23 protein-coding genes and 1 tRNA gene are annotated in these 23,409 nt (G+C 65.4%); 16 read left to right on the top strand and 8 right to left on the bottom strand.

Annotated features, from left to right (window positions below; all coding sequences use genetic code 11):
• Positions 1-18: 18 nt before the first annotated feature.
• The 4 genes from KAK11_RS12150 to KAK11_RS12135 are packed head-to-tail and all read left to right on the top strand — an operon-like array spanning position 19 to position 3,516.
• Positions 19-696, top strand: a complete 678-nt coding sequence (locus tag KAK11_RS12150; protein ID WP_210809392.1) for an HAD family hydrolase — start codon at positions 19-21, stop codon at positions 694-696.
• A 7-nt stretch (positions 697-703) separates the two neighbouring features.
• Entirely contained in the window at positions 704-1,072 is a 369-nt protein-coding gene (locus tag KAK11_RS12145) for a Rieske (2Fe-2S) protein (protein WP_210809390.1), read from the top strand.
• A 14-nt stretch (positions 1,073-1,086) separates the two neighbouring features.
• Positions 1,087-2,163, top strand: coding sequence for a S49 family peptidase (locus tag KAK11_RS12140; protein WP_210809389.1), 1,077 nt, complete (start codon positions 1,087-1,089; stop codon positions 2,161-2,163).
• Positions 2,164-2,193: 30 nt separating this feature from the next.
• The gene (locus KAK11_RS12135) at positions 2,194-3,516 is read left to right on the top strand and encodes a hypothetical protein (protein WP_210809388.1); all 1,323 of its coding nucleotides are present in this window, start codon (positions 2,194-2,196) and stop codon (positions 3,514-3,516) included.
• Positions 3,517-3,801: 285 nt separating this feature from the next.
• Here the strand turns inward: KAK11_RS12135 and KAK11_RS12130 are convergent, their stop codons facing one another.
• Entirely contained in the window at positions 3,802-5,166 is a 1,365-nt protein-coding gene (locus KAK11_RS12130; RefSeq protein WP_210809387.1) for a TrpB-like pyridoxal phosphate-dependent enzyme, read from the bottom strand.
• Positions 5,167-5,344: 178 nt separating this feature from the next.
• Between KAK11_RS12130 and KAK11_RS12125 the strand changes: the two genes are divergently transcribed.
• Complete coding sequence (locus tag KAK11_RS12125) at positions 5,345-6,958, top strand: DUF4139 domain-containing protein (RefSeq protein ID WP_210809386.1); 1,614 nt, start codon at positions 5,345-5,347, stop codon at positions 6,956-6,958.
• A gap of 23 nt (positions 6,959-6,981) precedes the next feature.
• Here the strand turns inward: KAK11_RS12125 and KAK11_RS12120 are convergent, their stop codons facing one another.
• From KAK11_RS12120 to KAK11_RS12110, 3 genes are all read right to left on the bottom strand, one after another.
• On the bottom strand, positions 6,982-7,239 hold the full coding sequence (locus tag KAK11_RS12120) for a VF530 family protein (RefSeq protein WP_210809385.1): 258 nt from the start codon (positions 7,237-7,239) through the stop codon (positions 6,982-6,984).
• A complete protein-coding gene (locus KAK11_RS12115; protein WP_210809384.1) occupies positions 7,236-7,979 on the bottom strand; it encodes an urease accessory protein UreE in 744 nt (247 codons plus the stop codon). The genes KAK11_RS12120 and KAK11_RS12115 overlap by 4 nt, the downstream gene beginning before the upstream one ends.
• 105 nt (positions 7,980-8,084) lie before the next feature.
• Positions 8,085-8,528, bottom strand: coding sequence for a GNAT family N-acetyltransferase (locus KAK11_RS12110; protein ID WP_210809383.1), 444 nt, complete (start codon positions 8,526-8,528; stop codon positions 8,085-8,087).
• Between the two features lie 88 nt (positions 8,529-8,616).
• Between KAK11_RS12110 and KAK11_RS12105 the strand changes: the two genes are divergently transcribed.
• Positions 8,617-8,691: transfer RNA gene (locus tag KAK11_RS12105), tRNA-Arg, on the top strand.
• Between the two features lie 34 nt (positions 8,692-8,725).
• Here the strand turns inward: KAK11_RS12105 and KAK11_RS12100 are convergent.
• Entirely contained in the window at positions 8,726-10,354 is a 1,629-nt protein-coding gene (locus KAK11_RS12100; RefSeq protein WP_310737796.1) for an ABC transporter permease, read from the bottom strand.
• Between the two features lie 64 nt (positions 10,355-10,418).
• Here KAK11_RS12100 and KAK11_RS12095 point away from each other — a divergent pair, with 64 nt between their 5' ends.
• The 8 genes from KAK11_RS12095 (at position 10,419) to KAK11_RS12060 (ending at position 18,464) form a co-directional block, all read left to right on the top strand.
• Positions 10,419-11,489 (top strand): ABC transporter ATP-binding protein, encoded by a 1,071-nt coding sequence (locus KAK11_RS12095; RefSeq protein ID WP_210809382.1) that lies wholly within the window; start codon positions 10,419-10,421, stop codon positions 11,487-11,489.
• A gap of 132 nt (positions 11,490-11,621) precedes the next feature.
• Positions 11,622-11,957 (top strand): beta-barrel domain-containing protein, encoded by a 336-nt coding sequence (locus KAK11_RS12090; protein WP_210809380.1) that lies wholly within the window; start codon positions 11,622-11,624, stop codon positions 11,955-11,957.
• A gap of 688 nt (positions 11,958-12,645) precedes the next feature.
• Positions 12,646-13,035, top strand: a complete 390-nt coding sequence (locus KAK11_RS12085; RefSeq protein WP_210809379.1) for a hypothetical protein — start codon at positions 12,646-12,648, stop codon at positions 13,033-13,035.
• 185 nt (positions 13,036-13,220) lie between these two features.
• Complete coding sequence (locus KAK11_RS12080) at positions 13,221-14,654, top strand: S41 family peptidase (protein WP_210809378.1); 1,434 nt, start codon at positions 13,221-13,223, stop codon at positions 14,652-14,654.
• 10 nt (positions 14,655-14,664) lie between these two features.
• On the top strand, positions 14,665-15,417 hold the full coding sequence (locus KAK11_RS12075; RefSeq protein WP_210809377.1) for a HesA/MoeB/ThiF family protein: 753 nt from the start codon (positions 14,665-14,667) through the stop codon (positions 15,415-15,417).
• Between the two features lie 55 nt (positions 15,418-15,472).
• Positions 15,473-16,372: an LOG family protein gene (locus KAK11_RS12070; protein WP_210809376.1), complete on the top strand. Its 900-nt coding sequence runs from the start codon at positions 15,473-15,475 to the stop codon at positions 16,370-16,372.
• Between the two features lie 78 nt (positions 16,373-16,450).
• Positions 16,451-17,365 (top strand): arginase, encoded by a 915-nt coding sequence (gene rocF, locus KAK11_RS12065; protein WP_210809375.1) that lies wholly within the window; start codon positions 16,451-16,453, stop codon positions 17,363-17,365.
• A 121-nt stretch (positions 17,366-17,486) separates the two neighbouring features.
• Complete coding sequence (locus KAK11_RS12060) at positions 17,487-18,464, top strand: alpha/beta hydrolase (protein WP_210809374.1); 978 nt, start codon at positions 17,487-17,489, stop codon at positions 18,462-18,464.
• Here the strand turns inward: KAK11_RS12060 and KAK11_RS12055 are convergent, their stop codons facing one another.
• On the bottom strand, positions 18,465-19,004 hold the full coding sequence (locus KAK11_RS12055) for a thermonuclease family protein (RefSeq protein ID WP_210809373.1): 540 nt from the start codon (positions 19,002-19,004) through the stop codon (positions 18,465-18,467).
• Positions 19,001-19,402 (bottom strand): YkvA family protein, encoded by a 402-nt coding sequence (locus KAK11_RS12050; protein WP_210809372.1) that lies wholly within the window; start codon positions 19,400-19,402, stop codon positions 19,001-19,003. The genes KAK11_RS12055 and KAK11_RS12050 overlap by 4 nt, the downstream gene beginning before the upstream one ends.
• A gap of 280 nt (positions 19,403-19,682) precedes the next feature.
• Here KAK11_RS12050 and KAK11_RS12045 point away from each other — a divergent pair, with 280 nt between their 5' ends.
• Positions 19,683-19,994 (top strand): c-type cytochrome, encoded by a 312-nt coding sequence (locus KAK11_RS12045; RefSeq protein ID WP_210809371.1) that lies wholly within the window; start codon positions 19,683-19,685, stop codon positions 19,992-19,994.
• Between the two features lie 13 nt (positions 19,995-20,007).
• Here KAK11_RS12045 and KAK11_RS12040 read toward each other — a convergent pair whose 3' ends face one another.
• Positions 20,008-20,859, bottom strand: coding sequence for a DUF429 domain-containing protein (locus tag KAK11_RS12040; protein WP_210809369.1), 852 nt, complete (start codon positions 20,857-20,859; stop codon positions 20,008-20,010).
• A gap of 116 nt (positions 20,860-20,975) precedes the next feature.
• Between KAK11_RS12040 and KAK11_RS12035 the strand changes: the two genes are divergently transcribed.
• A complete protein-coding gene (locus KAK11_RS12035; RefSeq protein WP_210809368.1) occupies positions 20,976-23,387 on the top strand; it encodes a YgiQ family radical SAM protein in 2,412 nt (803 codons plus the stop codon).
• Positions 23,388-23,409: the final 22 nt, after the last annotated feature.

Here is a 23,409-nt window from a genome sequence, read left to right as displayed (position 1 = left end):
TCCTTTGCTGCTCCTTGCATGCCCGACCGCACGACCTCCCCCGATTTACGCTATGACCTGATCGCCTTTGATTGGGACGGCACCCTGTTCGATTCCACCGCGCTGATCGTGCTCGCCATTCAGGGCGCCTGTGCTGACCTGGGTGTGGCCGTGCCCAGCGACGAGCAAGCCGCCTATGTCATTGGCTTAGGCCTGCAAGATGCCTTGCGCCATGCGGCCCCGGGCCTGGCCCCCGAACGCTACCCCGAGCTGGGCCAGCGCTACCGCCATCACTACATGGCGCGCCAGCATGAAATCACCTTGTTCAAGGGCACGCTGGAGATGCTGCATGCGCTCAAAGCGCGCGGCCATCTGCTGACCGTGGCCACCGGCAAGAGCCGCCGTGGCCTGGATGAAGCGCTGGCCCACACCGAGCTGCAAGGCCTGTTTGACGACAGCCGCACGGCGGATGAGACCTTCTCCAAGCCCCACCCGCGCATGTTGCACGAGCTGATGGACGCCCATGGCTTGCCGCCGCACCGCGTGCTGATGATTGGCGACACCACCCACGACTTGCAGATGGCGGTCAATGCCGGCGTGGCCTCGGTCGGTGTGAGCTATGGCGCGCACGACCCAGCCGAGTTTGCGCCCCTGAACCCACTGTTCGTGGCGCACTCCACGGCAGAACTCAGCCAATGGCTGCTGACCCATGCTTGAGCCCAAGATGTCCGAGCCCCAAGCCTTGTGCGCCAGCGCTGAGCTGCTGGAGCGGGGCGACGCCGTGGTCTTTGACGTGATGCTGTGGCGTGAGCCCGCCCGCGCCTTTGCCCTGCGCTTTGACGGCAAGGTGGTGTGCTACCTCAACCGCTGCGCCCATGTGCCCACTGAGATGGACTGGCAGCCCGGCAAGTTCTTGGATGAGGACAAGCGCTGGATCATTTGCTCCATCCACGGTGCGGTGTATGAGCCCTCGAACGGCCGCTGCACGGGCGGCCCTTGCCGGGGTGATGGCCTGCAGGTGGTCGACGTCTTCGAGCGCGACGGCCAAGTGTTTTGGATACCCAACCCCGACGTGCAACCCGTCGTTTTTTGAGACTGGTCGCGACCATGCAGTCCTCCAACGATCCTTCTGAGTCGCCCTTGGCACCCGCAACGCCTGCGGTGGCACCGGATGCGCCGCCCGCCAGCCCGCTTGCAGCCGGGGTGGCGGCCACCGCGCCAACGCCTGCAGCCCAGCCCAGCCCTGAAGCTCAACGCTTGGCCGGCTTGGAGGGCTTGGTGCGCGAGTTGGGCGTGGAGCTGCTGGCCGAGCGGCGGCGCGAGCGGCGCTGGCGCTACGGCTGGCGTTTTGCGCTCTTGGGCCTGGTGCTGGCCAGCTTCTGGGTCTTGAACAGCCCAGGCCTGGTGCATGGCACGGCCCCCAGCACCCCGCACACCGCCTTGGTCGAAGTGCGCGGCGAGATCGCTCCCGACAGCGAGGCCAGTGCCGATCTCTTAGTGGGTGCGCTGCGCCAGGCCTTTGAAGACGAAGGCGCGCAGGCGGTGGTTTTGCGCATCAACTCACCGGGCGGCAGCCCCGTGCAAGCGGGCATCGTCTATGACGAGATTCGCCGCCTCAAAGCCCTGCATAACAAGAAAGTTTTCGCAGTGGTTGAGGAAATCTGCGCTTCTGGGGCTTATTACATCGCCGCAAGTGCCGATGAGATCTACGTGGATAAGGCCAGCATCGTCGGCTCCATTGGGGTGCTGATGGACGGCTTTGGCTTCTCGGGCTTGATGAGCAAGCTGGGGGTCGAGCGCAGGCTGCTGACGGCGGGTGAGAACAAGGCCATGTTGGACCCGTTCTCGCCGCCCAATGCCAAGCAAGACGCTTATGCCAAAGCCATGCTGGATCAAATCCACCGCCAGTTCATTGCCGTGGTCAAAGAAGGCCGAGGCGAGCGGCTCAAAGAGCAGCCCGACACCTTCTCTGGCCTGTTTTGGAATGGTGAAGAGGCGGTCAAGCTGGGCTTGGCCGACCATTTCGGCAACCTCGACTTCGTCGCACGCGAGGTCGTGAAAGCGGAGGATGTGATTGACTACACGCCCCAAGACAACGTCGCTGAACGACTGGCCAAGCGCTTTGGCGCAGCCGTGGGTCAGGGCGCGGTCAAGGCGCTGCGTCAACCCTCTTCCATTCATTGATGAGCGGCGCGCCGCTCAAAGGCGCGCCCCATGAGTGAAGCCCACGCCGATGCGCCGGAGCTGACCGAGCGAATCGACCCCCCCAGCGCGGCAGCGCACGCCGCAGCGCCTACCGCCTCTGCCGCGCACGCCAGTGCCGTCATCCAAGATGAGGGCTTCTTTGCCGTGCATGCACCGGGTGCCGCGGCTGGCGTCAGCCCCCAAGGCCTTATCCAGGCCGTGGTCGAGTGGCACAACCGCCACCCCTTGGCTGCCCGCATCACGGCGGCCGACGTGGGCGGGCTGGGCTTTGTGCAACTCCCCTTTGAAGCGCCCTTGATGGTGCGCGCCGAAGAGCCGACCGGCTGGAAGCGCTGGTTCAGCCGTGGCCCCACCGGCCCCAAGCCAGCTTTTTTTGACGAGCAGTTGATCGACCGCCTGGCGCACACGCGCATCGTGAAGTTCGCGCAGCGCCACGGTGCCTTGCAGCGCACGGGTGAGCCGAGTTGGCCCACCCGCGTGCTGCTGACCCGCGCGGGCGCTGCCAGCCCCCAGCCGCTGTATCTGCTGACCGCGGCCTTCAAGACGCCCAAGGGCGAGGTGCGCCGTGTGCTGCTGGCACCGGGTGCCCTGAAGCAGGCCCTGGGCCGCCGCCAGTTCAGCCTGAAGCGCATCGGTATCTTGGCCGGTGGCGTGAGCTTGGCCGTGGCCCTGACCTTTGGCGGCATTTGGGCCTACAAGGCCTTGACCGCACCAGCGGCCCACCCGCCGGCCAAGGCCAAAGCCAAGGCGGGGGCTGCATCAGCCGCCTCTGCGGCGGCCCATGGCGATGAGCACGCTGCCCACGGTGAGGACCATGCCAAGCCCGCAGCGGCTCATGCTGCCGCCGAGGCCGGCCCGGCCGCCTCTGGCGCCGCATCGGGGGCGCATGCGGACGCCGCCTCTGCCGCAGCCGGCCACGACGCTGAACATAAGGCCGAGGCCGGGCACGGTGAGGCCCCAGCCAAAGCTGCAGACGCTGGCCATGCAACAGAGCACGCCCCCGCCAAAGCGGCTGCTGCCGACGCCAGCCCAGCCGCCGCAGAGCCCAAAGCTGCCGCGGCCGCGCCCAAAGACGCCAAGCCCGACCCCGTCGCCACCTCCATCCATGCCCTGGTGACCGTGCCCACTTGGCGCCGGGCGGAGATTGAAGCCACCCAGCGCGAGCTGGCCAAGATCTTGGGCCGCCACCTCAACGGCATGCGCGCGGAAATTTTGCGCCTGCCCGAGGGCGAGGTGCTGGCGCTGATGCCCCTGCCCAGCCAGGCCGAGGCCGAGGCGCTCGCGGCGCGCTTGGCCAACTATGGCGTCATGATGGCGCCGGTCAGCTTCTAGGGCCTGTTAACACTACGTCAAGGGGCGCGAAGCGGCGTATTGGGCTGCCCATCTAGGCGAATTGCGCCGCCCGCACTCGTGTGCGGGCAAGCTTTGCAACGACGAGGGGCAGCCCAATCCGCCGCTTCCCTTCGGGTTTTGGCCAAAAAGGGCGCATGCGGCGTTGCAAATCCTCGCCGGGCAGGCAGCCCGGCTGCGGTTTGCGCCTTGCCTGCGCCCTTTTTGACTCACAACGCGTCCCCTTGCCGTAGTGTTAACAGGCCCTAGCGCGCCCCTGAGTGGCTTTCAGGCCGGCACGGAGGGCAGGCCGGACAGCGCCATCGCCAGCTCGGCCTCGTCGTAGTTCAGGTCTTGCAGCTTGCCGGCAAAGTAGTCGGTGTAGGCCTGCATGTCGAAGTGGCCGTGGCCGCAGAGGTTGAACAAAATCACCTCGCTCTTGCCCTCGCGCTTGCAGCGCAGCGCCTCTTCAATCGCGCCCTTCACCGCATGGTTGGCCTCGGGTGCGGGCACGATGCCCTCGGCCCGCGCAAAGGCAACGCCAGCCTCAAAACAAGCCGTCTGGTGATAGGCCGTGGCCTCGATCAAGCCCAGCTCTTTGAGGTGCGACACCATGGGCGCCATGCCGTGGTAGCGCAAGCCTCCCGCATGAAAGCCCGGCGGCGTGAAGGTGGAGCCCAGCGTGTGCATCTTGGTCAGCGGGGTCAGGTGGGCCGTGTCGCCAAAGTCATAGGCGTACTTGCCCCGCGTCAAGGATGGGCAGGCCGCAGGCTCCACCGCCACCACGCGGCGCTTGCGCCCGCCCCTCAATTGCAGGCCCAGGAAGGGGAAGGCAATGCCCGCAAAGTTGGAGCCGCCGCCCGTGCAGCCCACGATCACATCCGGGTCGTCGCCTGCCATGGCCAACTGCGCAATCGCCTCTTGGCCGATGATGGTTTGGTGCAGCAGCACATGGTTGAGCACCGAGCCCAAGGCGTACTTGGTGTCCTCGCGCTGTGCTGCCAACTCCACCGCTTCGGAGATGGCAATGCCCAGGCTGCCGGGGTGGTTGGGGTTCTGCGCCAAGATGGCGCGGCCAGACTGAGTGAGCTCGGACGGCGAGGCCACGCACTGCGCGCCATAGGTTTCCATCACGGCGCGGCGATAGGGCTTTTGGTTGTAGGACACCCGCACCTGAAACACCTGCACCTCAATGCCAAACAGCGAGCCCGCAAACGACAGCGAGGTGCCCCATTGGCCCGCACCCGTTTCAGTGGTCAGCTTGCGAATGCCCGCCTCGCGGTTGTAGAAGGCCTGCGGTATCGCGGTGTTGGGCTTGTGCGAGCCGGCGGGGCTCACCCCCTCATATTTGTAATAAATGCGGGCCGGCGTGCCCAAGGCCTTCTCCAGCCGCCGTGCGCGGAACAAGGGTGAAGGCCGCCACTGGCGAAACACCTCTTGCACCGGCTCAGGGATCTCGATGTAGCGCTCAGTCGACACCTCTTGCGCGATCAGCGACATGGGGAACAGCGGCGCCAAGTCATCCGGCCCCACCGGCTGCATCGTGCCGGGGTGCAGCACCGCAGGCAGCGGCACCGGCAGGTCTGCCGCCAAGTTGTACCAGTCCTTGGGCATCTGCTCTTCACTGAGCAGGTATTTGATGGTGTCGGCCACGGTGCTCTCCTGAGGATGAAAAAGGGCGGGCACAGCGCCAGCCTCCGCTTGATCCTAGTCGTTAAGCCCGCGTTTGCGCCCTGGGGGAGACACGGGCTGTGACGCCAAGTGTGTCACTTTACGGAACAGACACCCAGCAGCGTCACAATCGTCGGCATAGATCAACTCAGTGGGGAGCATGCGCATGTCAAAGGGTGTGGTCAGGCCTTGGGCCGTCAGTGTGTGGGGCGTGCTGGCGCTTGCGCCCTTGGCGCAGGCGGCCGAAGTGGCCTCGCGGATTCACAGCGTCACGGTCTACCCTGGCGTGGCGGTGGTCGAGCGGGTGGCGAAGGTGCCCGTCGGTGCCAAAGAAGTGGTGCTGGGCTGCTTAAGCACGCAGTTCGACATGGCGGCGCTGCGCGTAGAAGCCACGCCGGGCCTCCGGGTGGGGGCGGTCAGCGCCCTGACCCTGCCTCGCGATGAAGCACCGGCCTGCCAGAACGGCCCGCTGGAGGCCCGCATCACCAGCCTGGAAGAGCGCATTCAAGCCCTGCAGAACGAGCAGGCCTCGCATGAGCTGGTGCTCAATGTGCTGAAGAGCCTGGGCCAGGCCGAAGGCGCCAAGCCTGCCTTGAGCGGCCCGCTGGGCCCCACCTTGGCCCAGGTGCAGCGCAGCGGCTTGGAGGCCGGGCAGCAACAGCAGCGCCTGCAGCGCGAACGCGACAAACTGGAGCTGGAGCTCAAGCCCCTGAAGGCCCAACGTGCCCGCCAACAGCCGCCGGGCGATGTGCGCCAGTTGACGGTGCAAGTGGCGGCTGGGCAAGAGGGTGAATTGCGCCTGAGCTACCAAGTGCCTGGCGCCACCTGGGCCCCGGCCTACCGCGCCACCCTGGACCTTGCAGCAGCGCAGGTGGATGTGGAGCGCATGGCCCAGGTCAGCCAGCGCAGCGGCGAAGACTGGGTGGGCGTGGCCATGCGCCTGTCCACCGGCTCACCTCAAGCTGCGACGCAAGGGCCTCAGCCTCGGCCTTGGCAGATTTCGCCCCGGCCCCCCCTTGTAGAGAGGGCAAGCGCCTATGGCATGCCCTCTCCGGCCCCCGCCCCCGTGGCCCCCAAAGCAGCGCCGCTCAGCAACTTTGGCCGCTCGGCCGAGGCTGAGGCAGACATGAGCTTTGCCGTACAAGTCAGCCAAAGCGAATTTGCCACCGAGTTTGCCGTGCCCGGCAAAGTGGACGTGGCCAGCGGCAAGCAGCGCGTCTCCTTCAGCCTAGAGACAGCCCGCTGGCCCGCCACCGTCGTGGTGCAAGCCGTGCCGGTTCAAGAAGCCAGCGCATGGTTGGTGGCCGAGGTGGCGCGCCCGGCTGGGGTGTGGCCCGACGGGCCGATGAGCCTGATGCGCGGCACCCAAGCCGTGGGCCAAAGCGTATGGCGCCAGGGCAATGCCGAGCGCCTGAGCCTGCCCTTTGGCCGCGATGAACTGGTCAGCGTGCGCTCTTTGCCGGCCGATGAGCGCACCTCCACCACCGGCTTCATCAGCAGCCGCCAAGTGCGCCGCGAGGCCCGCCATTACGAGGTCGAGAGCCGCCGTAAAACACCCATCGCCTTGCGGGTGATCGAGGCCTTCCCCGTCAGCACCGACGAGCAGATCACCGTCCAAACCAAGTTCGAGCCTGCGGTGGACGCGCAAGCCTGGCAGTCCCAGCCCGGCATTGCCCAGTGGCAAACCACGCTCAAGCCGGGTGAGGTGCAGCGCTTCAAGGCGGAGTACTTGATCAGCGTGCCCAAAGACCTGCAGGTGCAAGAGCGGCGCTGAGCCGCGAGGGGCTCGCGCCCCTTTCAGCCCTTGGGTTGCTGGCGCTTCTGGTCTCTCAGCATGAAGAGATAAAGCCCTTCAACCTTCTCGCGCGCCCAGGGCGTCTTGCGCAGGAACTTCAAGCTGGAGCCCACGCTGGGCTCGCTTTGAAAGCAACGAATCGGAATGCGCTGGCCCAGCTCGGCCCAACCGTAATGCCCGGCCAGGGCCGTGACGATGGCCTCCAGCGTCACGCCATGCAAAGGGTTGCGCGGCTGGGCGGGCGTGGGGGCGTCACTCATTCGTGTTTGTGGTCGTGGCCATGGTCATGCCCATGGTCATGGCCGCAACCTGGCCCATGCACATGCGGTGTGGCCGCAGCCGCCGGCCGCTGACGCACAAACTGCACGGGCACTGCTGCCGGGGCTGGGGCCGCTGGCGCGTGGGCATGGTCCGCATGGCTGTGGTCATGCCCGCAGCCGGGGCCATGAACATGGCCGTGGTCGTGGCCGTGATGCGCGTGTCCATGATGGTCGTGCCCACAGCCCGGCCCATGAACATGGCCGTGGTCATGACCATGGTCGTGCCCGCAAGCGGCCGGCGTCACATCCGGCGCAAAGCCTTGTGTCACCTCCGCCATCACCATGTCCCAATGGCCCAAGGTGTGTCCCAAGGCTGCATCAGGCTGCACCAGCAAATGGTCGGCTTCCACGGCCACCGCCACGCCTTGCTGGCCCAAGCGATAAGCCGTGCGCAGCAGGTCGGCCGCGCTGCCATGCTCTGGGCAAGGGCTGACGCGCCACAGTGGCTCCGGTGCCGCCTGTACCACGGCCAGCGAGCCATCCTCTGCCAGCAAGGCGTCGCCCGCTTGCAGCGTGCTGCCGGCAGGCAGCGCCAGTGTGAGGGTGCGGCCGTTGGCATCGGTGGCTTCAGCAGGCAGGTGCTGGCGCTGCGCAAAGCTCAGCGCCAGCGCAGGTGCGCGGCGCAACAACACGGCGGCCAGGCCCTGGCCTTGGGGGATGAATTTGCGGACGGTGGTCATGGTGCTTGTTGTTTCAGGAGAAGCGCCTTGGCGCTAGGCGGCGACACGAGACTGCAATGGTACGTGCTGAGGCTCTCTACACGCTCGCTCAAGGCTAGAGGCCGGTCAGTCAAGCCGAAGAGCGAAATGGCTGTCGCCATCGTGCTCATGGGTCTTGACGAAGCCGTGTTGGGTGTAAAGGGCTATCGCAGAGTCCCACGATGACGTCGTTTCGAGCATGATTTCTTTCACTCCACTGGCCTGAGCGTGGGCGATCAGCCGCTTCAAGACCAACGCAGCGATGCCCATGCGCCTGCTCCCTGTAGCTGTTGACATCCGGACGATCTCGCCGCGAGGCCCTTCCAAGAGCCGCAGAGTCCCTGTACCGACCAGTGCCCCCTCCCTTTTGGCCACCAGCGTCAATGCGCCCAGTGGCGCTTCAGGGAATGCTTCAATGTCTGGGTTGAAACTCGGCACATAGTGGCCCCAGCGCTCTGTGAGGCCAGCCATGAGGAGTTGCTTGACGCCCAGGGCGTCAGCGGCAGCCAGGGGTGTTATCACGATGTTCATGGTCGGCGTGTGGGGTGAGTCAAAACAGCCCGATGTGCTCTTGGCTGCAGGAGGGAGGGGGCAATCCACACTAGAATCCGCCCCCTCAGCCGCCGTAGTTCAATGGATAGAACGGGGACCTCCTAAGTCTCAGATGCAGGTTCGATTCCTGCCGGGGGCACCACGCCAGCCAGCCATCGCGCTGCCAAAGCGCGGGCTCAAGCCTTGCGCAAGGCTCTTGAGAGCATCAGCACCGGAATCAGCCCCACTGCCACGATGGCCAGCGAGGGCAGGGCGGCTTCGGCCAGGCGCTCGTCGCGGGCGAATTGGTAGGCCACCACGGCCAATGTGTCGCTGCCAAAGGGGCGCAGCACCAGGGTGGCGGGCAGCTCTTTCATCGCGTCCACAAACACCAGCAGCGCAGCGGCCAGGCCAGAGCGGGCCAGCAGCGGCAGGTGAATCTCCATGAAGGTGCGCTGGGCATCGGCGCCCAGCAGCAGGGCCGATTCGTCCATGGACGGCGGCAGCTTGGCGTAACCGGCCTGCACCGACTGCAAGGCCACGGCGGAGAAGCGCACTAAGTAGGCGTACATCAGGCCAAAGACCGTGCCCGTCACCAGCACCGGCACGCCCCATTGCGGCGCCCATTGCTGGATGACGCCGGTGATCATCAAAATGCCCACGGCCACCACCGCGCCGGGGATGGCATAGCCCAACGAGACCAAGCGCGCCGCGCCGCGCAGCAGCGGTGCGCCGCGCTTGGCCGCATGGCGGCGCAGGGTGAAGGCCAGGGCCAGCGCAAACACCACGGCCAGCACGGCCGCGCCCCCGGCCAGGCGGAAGCTGGCCCAAGCCCAGTCGCCAAAGCGGGCCAAATAGTCGGGCACAAACACCGGGGTTTCGCTGGCTTGGGCCTCCAGCCACAGCAGGCGCAGCAGCCACAGCACCGGGGCCACAAAGCCCAGCAGCACCGGCAGGCCGCACACCGCCCAGGCCATCAGCTTGCCCATCAGGCTCAAGGGCGTGGGCTGGGCCGTCAGGCCGCCGGGCACACCGGCGCGGGTGCTGGCAAAGCGCAGGCGAGATTGCGCGCGCTGCTCCAGCACCAAGAGCACGCCCACCACGATGAGCAGCAGGCTGGCCAACTGCGCCGCTGCAATGCGGTCGTCCATCACCAGCCAGGCGCGGTAAATGCCGGTGGTGAAGGTGGAGAGCCCAAAGTAAGAGCCCACGCCGTAGTCGGCCAAGGTCTCCATCAGGGCCAGGGCCACACTGGCCGCCAGGGCTGGGCGGGCCATGGGCAGGGCCACTTCCAGCACGCGGCGGCGCAGCGGTGCGCCCAGCAGCCGGGCGGCTTCCATCACCGGGCCGGCATGGTCGGCCAGCGCGGTGCGGGTGAGCAGGTAAACATAAGGGTAGAGGCTGATGATGAACAGCAGCGTGGCGCCGCCCAGGCTGCGCACATCGGGCCACAGCGCGCCTTGGGCGCCCAGGGCGCTGCGCAAGCCGGCTTGAATCGGGCCCGAGAACTGCAGGGCGTCGGTGTAGGCATAGGCCAGCACATAAGCAGGCAGGGCCAGGGGCAGCAGCAGCGCCCACTCAAAAAAGCGCCGACCCGGGAACTCAAACAAGGTGACAGCCGCCGCCGCCGCGCCGCCCAAGAGGGCCACGCCCAGGCCCACGCCCACCACCAATTGCAGCGACTGAAGGGTGTAGGTGGGCAGCACGGTTTCCCACTGGTGGGCCAGCAGGCTGAAGGCTTGGGCGTCCATCAGGCCCCAGGCGCCCAGCACGCCCAGCACCGGCAAGGCCAGCAGGGCGGTGATGATCAGCAGCAACAGCCTCACGCGCGGCCCCTCTTGCCGCAGATACGAATAATCCTCATTTCCATTGGGTCGCTATCATAGGCCGATGTTTTTGCAATTGGATCGAGTCAGCATCAGCTACGGGCAGGGCAAGAGTGCCAAATTGGCAGTCGACGGCGTTTCCTTGGGGCTGAGTGTGGGGCAAATCGGGGTGTTGATCGGCCCCTCGGGCTGCGGCAAGACCTCGCTGCTGCGGGCGGTGGCGGGCCTGGAGCCCATCAGCCACGGCCAAGTGCGCATGGAGCGCAATGTGCTGAGCGACGGCGCCTCGGGCCGCCAAGTGGCGCCGGAGGACCGGGGCATTGGCATGGTGTTTCAAGACTACGCGCTGTTCCCCCACATGAGCGTGGCCGACAACATTGCCTTTGGCATCAAGCACCTGCCCAAAGCCGAGCGCACGGCCCGTGTGGCCGAGATGCTGGACCTGGTGGGCCTGGCCCACAACGCTAAGCGTCTGCCGCACCAGCTCTCTGGCGGCCAGCAGCAGCGCATTGCCCTGGCCCGGGCTTTGGCCCGCCAGCCCAAGCTCTTGCTGCTGGACGAGCCGTTTTCCAGCCTGGACGTGGACCTGCGCGAGCGCCTGGCCCAAGACGTGCGGGCCATCTTGAAGCAGATCGGCGCCACCGCCTTGTTCGTCACCCACGACCAGCTCGAAGCCTTTGCCATTGGCGACGCCATCGGCGTGATGCACCAAGGCCGCCTGGAGCAATGGGGCGACGCCTATGCGCTCTACCACCGCCCGGCCACCCGCTTTGTGGCCCAGTTCATCGGCCACGGCGTCTTCACCCCGGCCCAGATCACCGGCACCCCCCCGCATGTGGAAACCCCGCTGGGCCCCCTGACCGACGCCGACGAGTGCCCCTTGCCCAGCGCCTACCCCGGCGGGCAGTGCGACGTGCTGCTGCGGGCTGATGACATCGTCCACGACGACGACTCCACCGTCAAAGCCCAGATCGAGCGCAAAGCCTTCCGAGGCTCTGAGTTCCTCTACACCCTGCGCCTGGCCAGCGGCGAGCAAGTGCTGGCCCATGTGCCCTCCCACCACGACCACCAGGTCGGCGAGTGGATTGGCATTCGGCCCCAGGTGGACCATGTGGTGACGTTCGCGCGGCAGTAGAAGGCGCTGGCGGCTACAGTAGGCCGCATGTTCTGGTTCACCACAGCGCCGCAGCCAAGCACTGGAATCCGCCCGCTACGGCCTGTCAAGAACCAGCGAGCCGCATCGCGGCATTGGCGAGCCAGAGACCGCTTGGCCACCCTCCAAACAGACTGTGGGCAGCCCAGCCAGCCTGCGACCATCAAGCGCGAAGCCTACCCCTACACCCGATTCGGCACGCTGCAAGCCCAACTGCAGCACCTGGCGGCTGATGCGGTGGTAGACGAGAAGACGCGGGCGCGCTTCCCCGCCACGCTGCGCATCAACTCACCAGATAAGGCTGCAGCAGGCCACAGCCCCACCACGCCGATTAAGCTGGCGCCGGGGCTGAACCTGACGGCGGAGACTCATAAGGGGAAACGGCGGGTGATTGACTTTCTGATCAGCCCACTGAGGCAGGAGATCGAGACGGCGGGTAGGGAGCGATGACGGGAACTCGCCTCGACTTGATCCCAGTCGCCCTGGCGTGCTGCAGGGCAATGCGCGACTGAAACAACCTGCTCGTCCGGTCTACAAAGGTGGGCAGAGTCCGTGTCTTTGGGGGGGGGGCAAAGGCCCTAGTCTTCGTTCCTCTTATGCAAGGCAAGCTGAACACTAAATGACACCTGAGCAAACTAATAACCGCACACGGCGCAGAAACACAGCCTCCATTGCTGTTGGGCTGATCGCCTTGCTGGCGGCGGCAGCGTGGTGGAAGTTGCGAGCGCCATCGCCTGCCGAACCATCACCTTTGCCGCGTCTAACCGCCCAGAGGGCCATCGCAGCAGGGCCAGGCGCAGAAAACATCGGGAGCTGCGAGAGTGACGGTGCGCGCTACTTTCAAATCGGTAATCATCGCGTTCGGGTGGACCCAAAGCTATGGCGGATGAGAGACCCTAGAACTACCGAAAACACTGCCGCTGACACGTTGCCTGTAAAAGCTTGTCGAGCAGCGCCATTACGGCTATTAAGGCTGGAGATATTTAGTCAATCCCCATATACCGAGCAGAACTTTGCTCACTTGTATTTGGCAGATGGCACGCATCCAGAGTTTAGGCAGCTACGTGATGACTTTTTGCCCCACGAGTCAAGTTGCAAACGTGGTCCGCATTGGACTTGGTGCAGTACCGAGAAAACGATGCAATTGATCGAACATAGGTCGCCTGACGGGGTCGATCCATGGGTGAGTTTAAGGTTTGACCTGGACTTCTATAAAACACCGACGGGGAAGGCGTTTCTCATCACTAGCAACGGCAGCCGACCTCTCTACCTTAGAGAATTTGGTGTGGCTTATCACTGGGACGATAGCTTGGTTGTTGCCTACCACTCCAAGCCTTGCAGCTGGATGCCGCCGCTGCGTGAGCAACATTGCTCCCCTTTGAACTACCTGAGCCATGACCGCAGGATGCAAGTAGTAGTGCGAAGTGTGTTGGATCAGCCTGAAGTAGCGCGGCGACGCATCAAAGAAGTCGGGACGCAGCTGAAAAGTTCTGCGTCTTCTGGCGGCCTTGGGCACCGTCAATGGTGATGTGGCCAGAGCAAAGGCCGTAAAGATGCGCAAAGCGCCCCCGCAGTAAGTGGCCGCTCGCGGCAAAAGCCCGTGTTTCGGGGCTTGCTTTGGGTTTAGCGGGATGGTGGGGGCTTCGGCGCAGTCCTATACTCGCGTGGCGGGTTGATCTGCCCGCGTTCACATGGCGAGAAGGCAGGAAAAACATGGGTGCCAAACTGAAAGTTGCGGGCTTGCTGACCTTAGGGGCAGTGGCCGGTGCGTTGACCACCATCCAGTTTCAAGCCATTGCAAGAGGCTCCCAGACGGCGCTGCCGCTGGAAGAAATGCAGCAGTTGGCGGCGGTGTTTGGCATGGTCAAGAACGACTATGTCGAGCCGGTCGACGAGAAAAAGCTGATCAATGACGCCATCAGCGGCATGGTGTCCGGCCTGGACCCGCACTCGCAGTTCTTTGACAAAAAGAGCTTCAAAGAATTCCGCGAAGGCACCTCGGGCAAGTTTGTGGGCGTGGGCATCGAGATCGGCATGGAAGACGGGCTGGTCAAGGTCGTCTCGCCCATCGAGGGCTCGCCGGCTTTCCGCGCCGGGCTCAAGAGCGGCGACTTGATCACCAAGATTGACGACACGGCCGTCAAAGGCCTGAGCATGGACCAGGCCGTCAAGCGCATGCGCGGCGACCCGGCCACCAAGGTGGTGCTGACGGTGTTCCGCAAGTCGGAGAGCCGCAGCTTCCCCGTCACCATCGTGCGTGAAGAGATCAAGGTCCAGAGCGTGCGGGCCAAGGTGCTGGAGCCCGGCTATGCCTGGCTGCGCGTGAGCCAGTTCCAAGACCAGACGGTCAACGACTTTGTGCGCAAGCTCGACGAGATCTACAAGCAAGAGCCCAACCTGAAGGGTTTGGTGCTGGATTTGCGCAATGACCCGGGTGGCTTATTGGAGGGCGCTGTGGCTTTGTCTGCGGCCTTCTTGCCGGCCGGGGTGGAGGTGGTCAGCACCAACGGCCAGTTGGCTGACTCCAAGGCCACGTACAAGGCTTTACCGGAAGACTACCTGCGCCGGGGCGGCCAAGACCCGCTGCGCAAGCTGCCCGCAGCACTCAAGAGTGTGCCTCTGGTGGTGCTGGTCAATGAAGGCTCGGCGTCGGCCAGCGAGATCGTGGCGGGTGCCCTGCAAGACCACAAGCGGGCCGTCATCATGGGCGCGCAAACCTTTGGCAAGGGCTCGGTGCAAACCGTGCGTCCGCTCTCGCCCGAGACGGCGCTGAAGATCACCACTGCGCGCTACTACACGCCCAGCGGCCGCTCCATCCAAGCCAAGGGCATCGTGCCCGACATTTGGTTGGACGAAACCGCTGAAGGCAATGTGTTTGCCGCGCTGCGCACCCGCGAGGCCGACTTGGAAAAGCACCTGAACAACGGTGCCGAAGAGAAGGATGAAGCCCGCGAAAAGGCCCGCGAAGAAGCCCGCAAGAAGCTGGAAGAGCAATTGGCCAAGTCCAAAGACTCGATCAAGCCGCTGCCGGAATTTGGCAGCGCGGAAGACTTCCAACTGGCCCAGGCCCTGAACAAGCTGCGCGGCAAACCGGTGATGGTCAGCAAGTCCGTCACCGAGCGCAAGGCTGAAGCCAAGACCGAGTAAGCGCCCCGCTGTGACGGACGACGAACTGCTGCGCTATTCGCGCCATATCCTGCTGGACGAGATTGGCGTTGAAGGCCAGCAGCGCTTGCTGGACGCGCGTGCCTTGGTCATTGGCGCGGGAGGCTTGGGCTCTCCGGTGGCCCTGTACCTGGCCACGGCCGGGGTGGGCCAGATCACCCTGGTGGACCACGACACGGTGGACCTCACCAACCTGCAGCGCCAGATCGCCCACACCCAATCGCGCGTGGGCCAGCCCAAGGCCGACTCGGCCCGCGAGAGCATGTTGGCCATCAACCCGGGTGCCAAGGTCGAGGTGGTGCGCCAGCGCGCCGACGCGGCCTTTTTGGAGGGGGCTGTGGCGCAGGCTGATGTGGTGCTGGACTGCAGCGACAACTTCCAAACCCGCCATGCGGTGAACGCAGCCTGTGTGAAGCACCGCAAGCCCTTGGTCTCGGGCGCGGCGATTGGCTTTGACGGCCAGATTTCGGTCTACGACACCCGCACGCCCGGCCAGCCTTGCTATGCCTGTGTGTTCCCGCCCGAGAGCACCTTTGAAGAAGTGCGCTGCGCCACCATGGGCGTGTTTGCGCCACTCGTGGGCATCATTGGCACCATGCAGGCGGCCGAAGCCCTGAAGCTCCTGATCGGCCTGGGCAGCTCACTGGCCGGGCGGCTGCAAATGCTGGATGGCCGCCACATGCGCTGGGATGACATCCGCCTGCCGGCTCAGCCCCAGTGCCCGGTGTGCGGCAACACCCACTGACGATCTGCCTGCCCCCGCGCGGCACAGGGTGGCCTGCGGCAGGCTATAAACGCGCATGAGCAAAAAATCTGCGCTGACCGCCCCCAACTTCACCCCCGCTGGCCAAGAGGCTGCGGCTGTCAAAGCGCCGCCGCGCTACGACGGCCCTGAAAGCAGCTACCAACTGGCCTTCACCGACAGCGAGTTTTTGCTGCGGCCCGAGCTGCGCCCCGTGCGCATGCAGCTTGAGCTGCTCAAACCTGAGCTGGTGCAGCAAGAGCAGGGCATTGAGCACACCATCGTCATCTTTGGCAGTGCCCGTATTCCGGCCCCTGAAGACGCGCGCGAGCATTTGGCCCAGGCTCAAGCAGCGGGCAGGGCACAGGCCGTGGCTCAGGCCGAGCAGCGCTTGGCCATGAGCCGCTATTACGACGAAGCGCGGCGCTTTGCGGCCATCGTTACCGAGCGCTCTCGCGCGCTGGCCACGCCCATTGTGGTGTGCACGGGCGGCGGGCCCGGCATCATGGAGGCGGGCAACCGCGGTGCGTTTGAGCAGGGCGGCAAGAGCCTGGGGCTCAACATCGTGCTGCCTCACGAGCAAGCGCCCAACCCCTACATCACGCCCGAGCTGTGCTTTCAGTTCCACTACTTTGCGTTGCGCAAGATGCACTTCTTGATGCGCTCGGTGGCGCTGGTGTGCTTCCCTGGCGGGTTTGGCACGCTCGACGAGCTGTTCGAGACCATGACGCTCATTCAAACCGGCAAGTGCCGCCGCCGGCCCATCTTGCTGTTTGGGCGCGAGTTCTGGACCAAGCTCATCAACTTTGACTGGCTGGTCGAGACCGGCATGATCAGCCCCGACGACGTGCATCTGTTCCGATTTGTCGAGAGCGCCGAAGAGGCCTGGCAGATTTTGGCCACGGACTATGGCCTGGAGGCGGAAACTTCTGAGGGCCAGCACGCCGAGGACATGTAGGCCGAACGCCTCCGTTCTTAGGGGCTTAGCGTTTTGCCCCTCTCCAAAGCCCTGGGGCAGGCCGCACAATGTCACCCCATGCTGAAAACCGTTTCACTCATTGGCGCACCCACCGACATCGGTGCCGGTGCGCGGGGGGCCAGCATGGGGCCAGAAGCCCTGCGCGTGGCCAATATCGGCCCCATTTTGGAGAGCCACGGCCTCACCGTCTTGGACCGAGGCAATCTCTCTGGCCCCGCCAACCCTTGGCAGCCGCCCGTCGAGGGCTACCGCCACCTGCCCGAGGTGGTCACCTGGAACCGCCTGGTGCACGAGGCGGTGTACGCCGAGCTGAGCCAAGGCCATTTGCCTATTTTGCTGGGCGGTGACCACTGCCTGGGCCTGGGCTCCATCAGCGCGGTGGCGCGCCACTGCCGCGATGTGGGCAAGAAGCTGCGCGTGCTGTGGCTGGACGCCCATGCCGACTTCAACACCAGCGCCTTGACGCCCAGCGGCAATGTGCACGGCATGCCGGTGGCCTGCCTGTGCGGGCATGGCCCCCAAGAGCTGATCGAGATCGGTGGCAAGGTGCCGGCCATCAGCCCCAAGTGGGTGCGGCAGATCGGCATTCGCAGCGTGGACCCGGGCGAAAAGCGCTTTGTGCATGAGCAGGGCCTGGAGGTCTTTGACATGCGCTACATCGACGAGATGGGCATGCGCCAGGCCATGGAGCTGGCGCTGGCCACCTTGGACGCCAACACCCATTTGCACGTGAGCTTTGACGTGGACTTTCTCGACCCCGACATTGCGCCGGGTGTGGGCACCACCGTGCCCGGCGGCCCCACCTACCGCGAAGCCCAGCTTTGCATGGAGATGATTGCCGACACCGGCCGCATGGCCAGCCTGGACGTGGTGGAGCTGAACCCGGCGCTGGATGTGCGCAACAAGACGGCCATGGTGGCCGTCGATTTGATCGAGAGCCTGTTCGGCAAGAGCACCTTGATGCGTCGTTAAGCCCAGCCTGCACGGGCTTTATTGCTCAGTGTTGCTGTGTGTGGGGCAGGCGTAAAACTCGCTGCCCTGCGCGCCGAATGCGGGCACACTCGCGCACTTCGATCTGGGATGGAGGATCACCATGAAATTCATTCACGCACTCACTGCGGCATCGACCTTGGCCGTGTTGGCGGCCTGCGGTGGCGGTGGCGGCACAGAAAGCCCAGGGCCCACACCGCCTCCTAACGGCGACATTCCCAGCACGGGCCTGTATGCCAGCACGCAGTACACGGTGGCTCAGCTCACCGAGTACAAAGACGTGAAGTACTCCACCCGGCCCAACGGCGGTGGGCAATACACCTCCGACCGCACCAAAGCCAGCGAGAAGAACGACCCCACGCTGACGCTGTTGATGGACATCTGGGTGCCCCCCAATGCCAAGGCGAACAAGCTGCAGCCCATGGTGATCTTCATTCACGGTGGCGGCTTTGTGGCGGGCTCCAAAGAGGACAACCGAGGCAAGGCCCTGAGCTACGCTCAAGCGGGCTATGTGGCGGCCACCATCAACTACCGCCTCACACCGAACAACGAAGTCGATGCGGCCACCCGCCTGCGCGCCATGACGCAGGCCGCGGAAGACACGGCCAATGCGGTGCGTTACCTCAAGGCCAATGCTGCCACTTACTTCATCGACACCACTCGCATGGCCACCTTTGGCGGCTCGGCAGGCGGTGCGCTCTCGCTGACCAATGCGATCTCGGGGGATGAATTGGCCGGCACCGTGTCCGACTATCCCAATGTCTCGGCCAAGGTGGCGGCTGCGGTGTCTACCGGCGCCACGCTGATCGACAGCTTGGTCGACACGACCCCCATCCTGCGCTATGACGCCACGGACACGCCGGTCCAGCTTTTCCACGCCAACCCCACCGACCCCACGACAGGCGCCACCTGGACGGGCAATGTGCTGGTGACCCAGCAGCGCATCAACGCCAGCGGCAACAGTTGCGTGGTGGTCGATCACGGCACGGGTCACACGGTGGACCTCGACCTCGGTGGCGCTTGGTGGCCCACGGTCCAAACCTTCCTCTGGCCCAAGCTGCGCTTGGCGGCGCTGCGCTGATCAGCGGCGCTCTGCGCGGCCGTCGTCGTCACACGGCCCGTGGCGGCGCCTGAAGTCGCGTGGATGCAGGGCGCTGACGTCGGCATGAAGGCCGCGCTTGGCTTGCCGCGCCTGCCGCTCCTGAGCTGCGTAAGGCCCAGGGTCGTCGCGGAAGCGGTAGCTCCACGCCTGGCCCTCACGCACCAAGGCTTCACCCACGTCGGTTGTGCCGCTGTGCAGCCGGGCGAGCACGCGGCCGTGTTGGTCGCGGCCCGTCACCGTCATGCTCAAGGGCGCGGCCTGTGCCCAACGCTGCAGCGCGGCTTGCGCGGCCGGGCCGCCCGCTTGGCACAGCTCCGGCGCATCAATGCCTTGAATGCGTACCTTGGTGCGACGGGCTTTGTCGTCCAGGGGTGTGACCCACAAGGTGTCGCCATCGCTGATGCGCAGCACCTGGACCCGCACAGCCGCTTCAGCCGTGGGTTTGTAAGGGGCGGCCCAGGCGCCACCGGTGACGGCGGCCAAGGCGCCGCTCAGGGCCAGTGTCAGCCAGCAGGTCATGCGCCCTCCGCCAAAGTGCCCACCAGCCACCACACGAACAAGCCCAGCAAGGCCAGCCACAGCGCGACGATCAGCACCGCACCCCACCACAAGCGGGGCAAAGTCAATGCCTGTTCTTTGGCAGCCCGCATGCAGTCCTGCCACAAACCCTCCGGCACCCAACGCACGATCAGGGTGATGCCCAGCGGGATCAGCACCAAGTCATCCAGTTGGCCCAACACCGGAATGAAGTCGGGGATCAGGTCGATGGGGCTCAGCGCATAGGCCAGCACAAACACGGTCAGGGCGCGCGCGGCCCAGGGTGTTCGGGGGTCTTTGGCCAGGCGCCACAGCGCGATCAAGTACGTGGTCAGGCGGGCGCTTCTGGCTAATCGGAGGATGCGTCGTGTTCGGCTCATTCCGTGTCTAAATCATCCGTGTCGTTGTTGCTTTGCCTCGCCGTGCTGTAGCACTGTCTTCGGCTTCGCGCCTAGACCCGAATGATCTAGACACGGAATTGCGGGTGCAAGTGTCGCAGTGCGGAGCACTGACTGTGTCGAAGGACTCGGGTTAACCCAAGCAATTTGCGCGGCTTGACCCCGTTTTGCGGTCTGCGGGCCACCGGGCACAGGCTTTGCGTATGCGGGCTGGCAGGGCTTTAGACCCTCGCCATTTCCCCACTCGCTTTCTGGAGCCCTCATGACTTTGACCCTTCGCACCCTGTTCACCGTGGCCGCCATGACGGTGCTCAGCGTTGGCGCCCAAGCCGCCCCCGATGGCCTGACCGTCTACAACCAGAACTGCGCCATGTGCCACACCCCTGGCCTGGCCAACTCCCCCAAGCTGGGTGACAAAGCCGCCTGGGCGCCCCGCGTGGCCACCGGCCGCGCTGCCTTGCTGGAGTCCGCCATCAAAGGCAAAGGCGCCATGCCCCCGCGCTCCGGCAACCCCAAGCTGACCGACGAAGAGTTGGCGGCTGGGCTGGACTACATGCTGGCTTCCGTCAAATAAGCTCTGGCGCCACTCACGCCGCCAAGATCCAACCCTCTAACGGGTCCACCCCTTCGGGCCAGCCCCAGCGGGGCTGGGTGCAGGCCCAGGCGGCTTGCATCAGGCAGAGCACGGCGTCGAGCTTGTCGCCCTGGGGGTCGTCCACCAGGGCTTCGCGCTGGGCATGGCTGAGCTTGAGCCTTAAGCCCAGCCGGGTGCGGCCTTGCTCCAACGCGTCGACCAAGTCTTTGCGGGCAATCAGGCGCTCGGGCGTCTGGCGGGCCACGTCGTCGGCCTTGTAGGAGCGTTGGCCCAGCACGTCACGGGCCAAGAGGCCGGGGTAGGCTTCCAGGGCCACGCGCTGCGGGTCACCGGCGGCCAAGCCGGGCAAGCTCACCCCCGCCTCGCGCAGCAGCGGCACCCCGGCGTGCAGCATGTAGGCCACCGGCGGGTTGACCCACTTCATCGAGGGGGACGAGCCCGCGGGCTTGTCGCAGGCGCGGTGGGCAAACTTGTGCCCCACCGGGCGGGCGGCACAAAAAGCGGCAAAGGTGTCGCGGATCTGCGCCCGGCTGAGCTGGGCGTAGTGGTCCATCAGGGCTGGCCAGTCGGTCGGCCAGCCCAAGTGCGCCACCAGTTCGCGGGGCAGGCCAAAGGGCAGGTCAAAGCCGCCGACCCAGGGCTCCGGCCGCTTCAGCCAAGCGCCAAAGTCGCTCAACGTGGGCAGGGCCGAGAGCGCGCCCAGCCGCACCACGGCGCCGATACGCTCGCCCTGCGCCACCACAATGGGCTTGCGCGCCGTGGGGCTGCTGGAGAAGTCCACCCCGATCAAGGGGGGCCATGGGGCAGCCAGCGGGGGCTGCGGAGGGCTGAAGGCAGGGGCCATGAGGAGGGGCATTCTGCCCAGGGTTTGGCCGCAGACGGCCAACAAGGGACAATCCGGCCTTGCGATGCGCGGGTGTTTGCCCCGCTGCCGCCCCTGAACGCTGGTGTTTTTTGCTCATGTCTTCCCCCACTCTTGCTGCGGCCCGTCCCGCTGCGACCTTGCCTGAAAAGCCCAAAGCCCTGACGGCCTATCGGCCCTACTGGGCCAAGCGCTTTGGCACGGCGCCTTTTTTGCCCATGAGCCGCCAAGAGATGGATCAGCTGGGCTGGGACAGCTGCGACATCATCATCGTCAGCGGCGACGCTTATGTCGACCACCCGAGCTTTGGCATGGCCGTGATTGGCCGGGTGCTGGAGGCGCAAGGCTTTCGTGTGGGCATCATTGCCCAGCCCGACTGGAGCAGCGCCGAGGCCTTCAAGGCCCTGGGCGCGCCCAATCTGTTCTTTGGCGTGGCCGCCGGGAACATGGATTCGATGATCAACCACTACACGGCCGACCGAAAAATCCGCTCGGACGATGCCTACACGCCCGGCGGCGTGGCCGGCAAGCGGCCCGACCGCGCGACCCTGGTCTACACCCAGCGCTGCCGCGAGGCCTTCAAAGACGTGCCCGTCATCATTGGCGGCATCGAGGCTTCGCTGCGCCGGATTGCGCACTATGACTACTGGCAAGACAAGGTGCGCCGCTCGGTGCTGGTGGACAGCAAGGCCGACCTGCTGCTCTATGGCAATGCCGAGCGCGCCATCGTGGAGGTGGCCCACCGGCTGGCGCGCAAAGAGCCGATCGAGTCCATCACCAATGTGCGCGGCACGGCCTTCATGCGCCGCTCAGACGACCCGAACTTGGCCGGCTGGTTTGAGGTGGACTCCACCGAGGTCGACACCCCGGGCCACATCGATGCGCTGCTGAGCCCCTATCAAACCACCGAAGAAGCCGCGGCCGAGCAAGGCGTGGATTGCGCCAGCACCAAGGCCGCCGCCACACCTCAGGCCGAGCCTGCCACCAAGCCCGTGATGCTGGTGCGCAGCCCGCTGCAAAAGAGCGACAGCCGCGCCCTGGTGACGCCGCGCGAGCGCACGGTGATCCGCCTGCCCGCCTATGAGCAGGTCAAGAGCGATCCGGTGCTCTACGCCCATGCCAGCCGCGTGCTGCACCTGGAGACCAACCCCGGCAATGCCCGCGCCCTGGTGCAAAGCCACGGCGAAGGCCATGCCCAGCGTGATCTGTGGGTCAACCCGCCGCCCATCCCGCTGAGCATGGCCGAGATGGACCATGTGTTTGACCTGCCCTATGCGCGCTCGCCGCACCCGGCTTATGCCGACGCCTCGGGCCGCCATGACGCCGAGACCAAGATCCCTGCCTGGGAGATGATCCGCTTCAGCGTCAACATCATGCGCGGCTGCTTTGGCGGCTGCACCTTCTGCTCCATCACCGAGCACGAGGGCCGCATCATCCAGAGCCGCAGCGAGGATTCGGTGATCCGCGAGGTCGAAGAGATCCGTGACAAGGTCAAGGGCTTCACCGGCGTGGTCAGTGACCTGGGCGGCCCCACCGCCAATATGTATCGCCTGGGCTGCAAGACCCCGGAGATCGAGGCCGCCTGCCGCAAGCCCTCTTGCGTGTACCCGGGCATTTGCCCCAACCTCAAGACCGACCATGCGCCGCTGATCAAGATGTACCGCCGTGCCCGCGCTTTGCCCGGCATCAAGAAGATCTTGATTGGCTCAGGCTTACGTTACGACCTGGCGGTCGAATCCCCCGAGTACGTGAAGGAGCTGGTCACCCACCATGTGGGCGGCTACCTGAAGATCGCGCCTGAGCACACCGAAGGCGGCCCGCTGTCCAAGATGATGAAGCCGGGCATTGGCACTTATGACCGCTTCAAGGCCCTGTTCGAGCAGTTCAGTGCCGAGGCGGGCAAAAAGCAGTTCCTCATTCCTTATTTCATCGCCGCCCACCCTGGCACCAGCGATGAAGACATGATGAACTTGGCGGTTTGGTTGAAGCACAACAACTTCCGCGCCGACCAGGTGCAGACCTTCTACCCCAGCCCCATGGCCACCGCCACGGCCATGTACCACTCGGGGTTGAACCCGCTCAAGGGCATCAGCCGCGATGTGCGCAAGGGCGAGAAGGTGGACATCGTCAAGGGCGACAAGCGCCGCCGCTTGCACAAGGCCTTTTTGCGCTACCACGACCCCAACAACTGGCCCCTGCTGCGCGAGGCCTTGCAAGCGATGGGCCGCGCCGACCTGATCGGTAACGGCAAGCATCACCTGATCCCGACCTGGCAGCCGGCCACCGATGGCGCTTATGTCAGCCCTCGGCGGGCCAACTCCACGCCAGCGCCGGCGCCTGCTGCGCTCAAGGCGGGTGGGCAGCCGGTCAAGGGTCAGGTGTTGACCCAGCACACGGGCCTGCCGCCACGCAATACGACGGGGCGTACCGGCTTGGCCAAGCCGCAGCGCGCGGGTGCTGCACCGGCGGGCCGCTCATCAGGCCCGGCGCGCAAGAAGACAGGCCGCTGAACGCCCCCGGAAACTAGGGGCT

This window comes from Ideonella paludis, from assembly GCF_018069865.1.
Classification (GTDB): Bacteria; Pseudomonadota; Gammaproteobacteria; order Burkholderiales; family Burkholderiaceae_C; genus Ideonella; species Ideonella paludis.
This window is presented reverse-complemented; position numbering and strand designations above follow the sequence as displayed.

What these genes read in the sequence shown, in the direction of transcription:
- KAK11_RS12125 (WP_210809386.1), top strand. Translation starts at nt 5,345, where the DNA reads ATGCGCATGTCAAAGGGTGTGGTCAGGCCTTGGGCCGTCAGTGTGTGG.
- KAK11_RS12055 (WP_210809373.1), bottom strand. Translation starts at nt 19,004, where the DNA reads ATGACCTGCTGGCTGACACTGGCCCTGAGCGGCGCCTTGGCCGCCGTC.
- KAK11_RS12050 (WP_210809372.1), bottom strand. Translation starts at nt 19,402, where the DNA reads ATGAGCCGAACACGACGCATCCTCCGATTAGCCAGAAGCGCCCGCCTG.
- KAK11_RS12040 (WP_210809369.1), bottom strand. Translation starts at nt 20,859, where the DNA reads ATGGCCCCTGCCTTCAGCCCTCCGCAGCCCCCGCTGGCTGCCCCATGG.
- rocF (WP_210809375.1), top strand. Translation starts at nt 16,451, where the DNA reads ATGCTGAAAACCGTTTCACTCATTGGCGCACCCACCGACATCGGTGCC.
- KAK11_RS12145 (WP_210809390.1), top strand. Translation starts at nt 704, where the DNA reads ATGTCCGAGCCCCAAGCCTTGTGCGCCAGCGCTGAGCTGCTGGAGCGG.
- KAK11_RS12035 (WP_210809368.1), top strand. Translation starts at nt 20,976, where the DNA reads ATGTCTTCCCCCACTCTTGCTGCGGCCCGTCCCGCTGCGACCTTGCCT.
- KAK11_RS12140 (WP_210809389.1), top strand. Translation starts at nt 1,087, where the DNA reads ATGCAGTCCTCCAACGATCCTTCTGAGTCGCCCTTGGCACCCGCAACG.
- KAK11_RS12135 (WP_210809388.1), top strand. Translation starts at nt 2,194, where the DNA reads ATGAGTGAAGCCCACGCCGATGCGCCGGAGCTGACCGAGCGAATCGAC.
- KAK11_RS12110 (WP_210809383.1), bottom strand. Translation starts at nt 8,528, where the DNA reads ATGAACATCGTGATAACACCCCTGGCTGCCGCTGACGCCCTGGGCGTC.
- KAK11_RS12115 (WP_210809384.1), bottom strand. Translation starts at nt 7,979, where the DNA reads ATGACCACCGTCCGCAAATTCATCCCCCAAGGCCAGGGCCTGGCCGCC.
- KAK11_RS12070 (WP_210809376.1), top strand. Translation starts at nt 15,473, where the DNA reads ATGAGCAAAAAATCTGCGCTGACCGCCCCCAACTTCACCCCCGCTGGC.
- KAK11_RS12080 (WP_210809378.1), top strand. Translation starts at nt 13,221, where the DNA reads ATGGGTGCCAAACTGAAAGTTGCGGGCTTGCTGACCTTAGGGGCAGTG.
- KAK11_RS12120 (WP_210809385.1), bottom strand. Translation starts at nt 7,239, where the DNA reads ATGAGTGACGCCCCCACGCCCGCCCAGCCGCGCAACCCTTTGCATGGC.
- KAK11_RS12150 (WP_210809392.1), top strand. Translation starts at nt 19, where the DNA reads ATGCCCGACCGCACGACCTCCCCCGATTTACGCTATGACCTGATCGCC.
- KAK11_RS12045 (WP_210809371.1), top strand. Translation starts at nt 19,683, where the DNA reads ATGACTTTGACCCTTCGCACCCTGTTCACCGTGGCCGCCATGACGGTG.
- KAK11_RS12095 (WP_210809382.1), top strand. Translation starts at nt 10,419, where the DNA reads ATGTTTTTGCAATTGGATCGAGTCAGCATCAGCTACGGGCAGGGCAAG.
- KAK11_RS12085 (WP_210809379.1), top strand. Translation starts at nt 12,646, where the DNA reads ATGCAATTGATCGAACATAGGTCGCCTGACGGGGTCGATCCATGGGTG.
- KAK11_RS12060 (WP_210809374.1), top strand. Translation starts at nt 17,487, where the DNA reads ATGAAATTCATTCACGCACTCACTGCGGCATCGACCTTGGCCGTGTTG.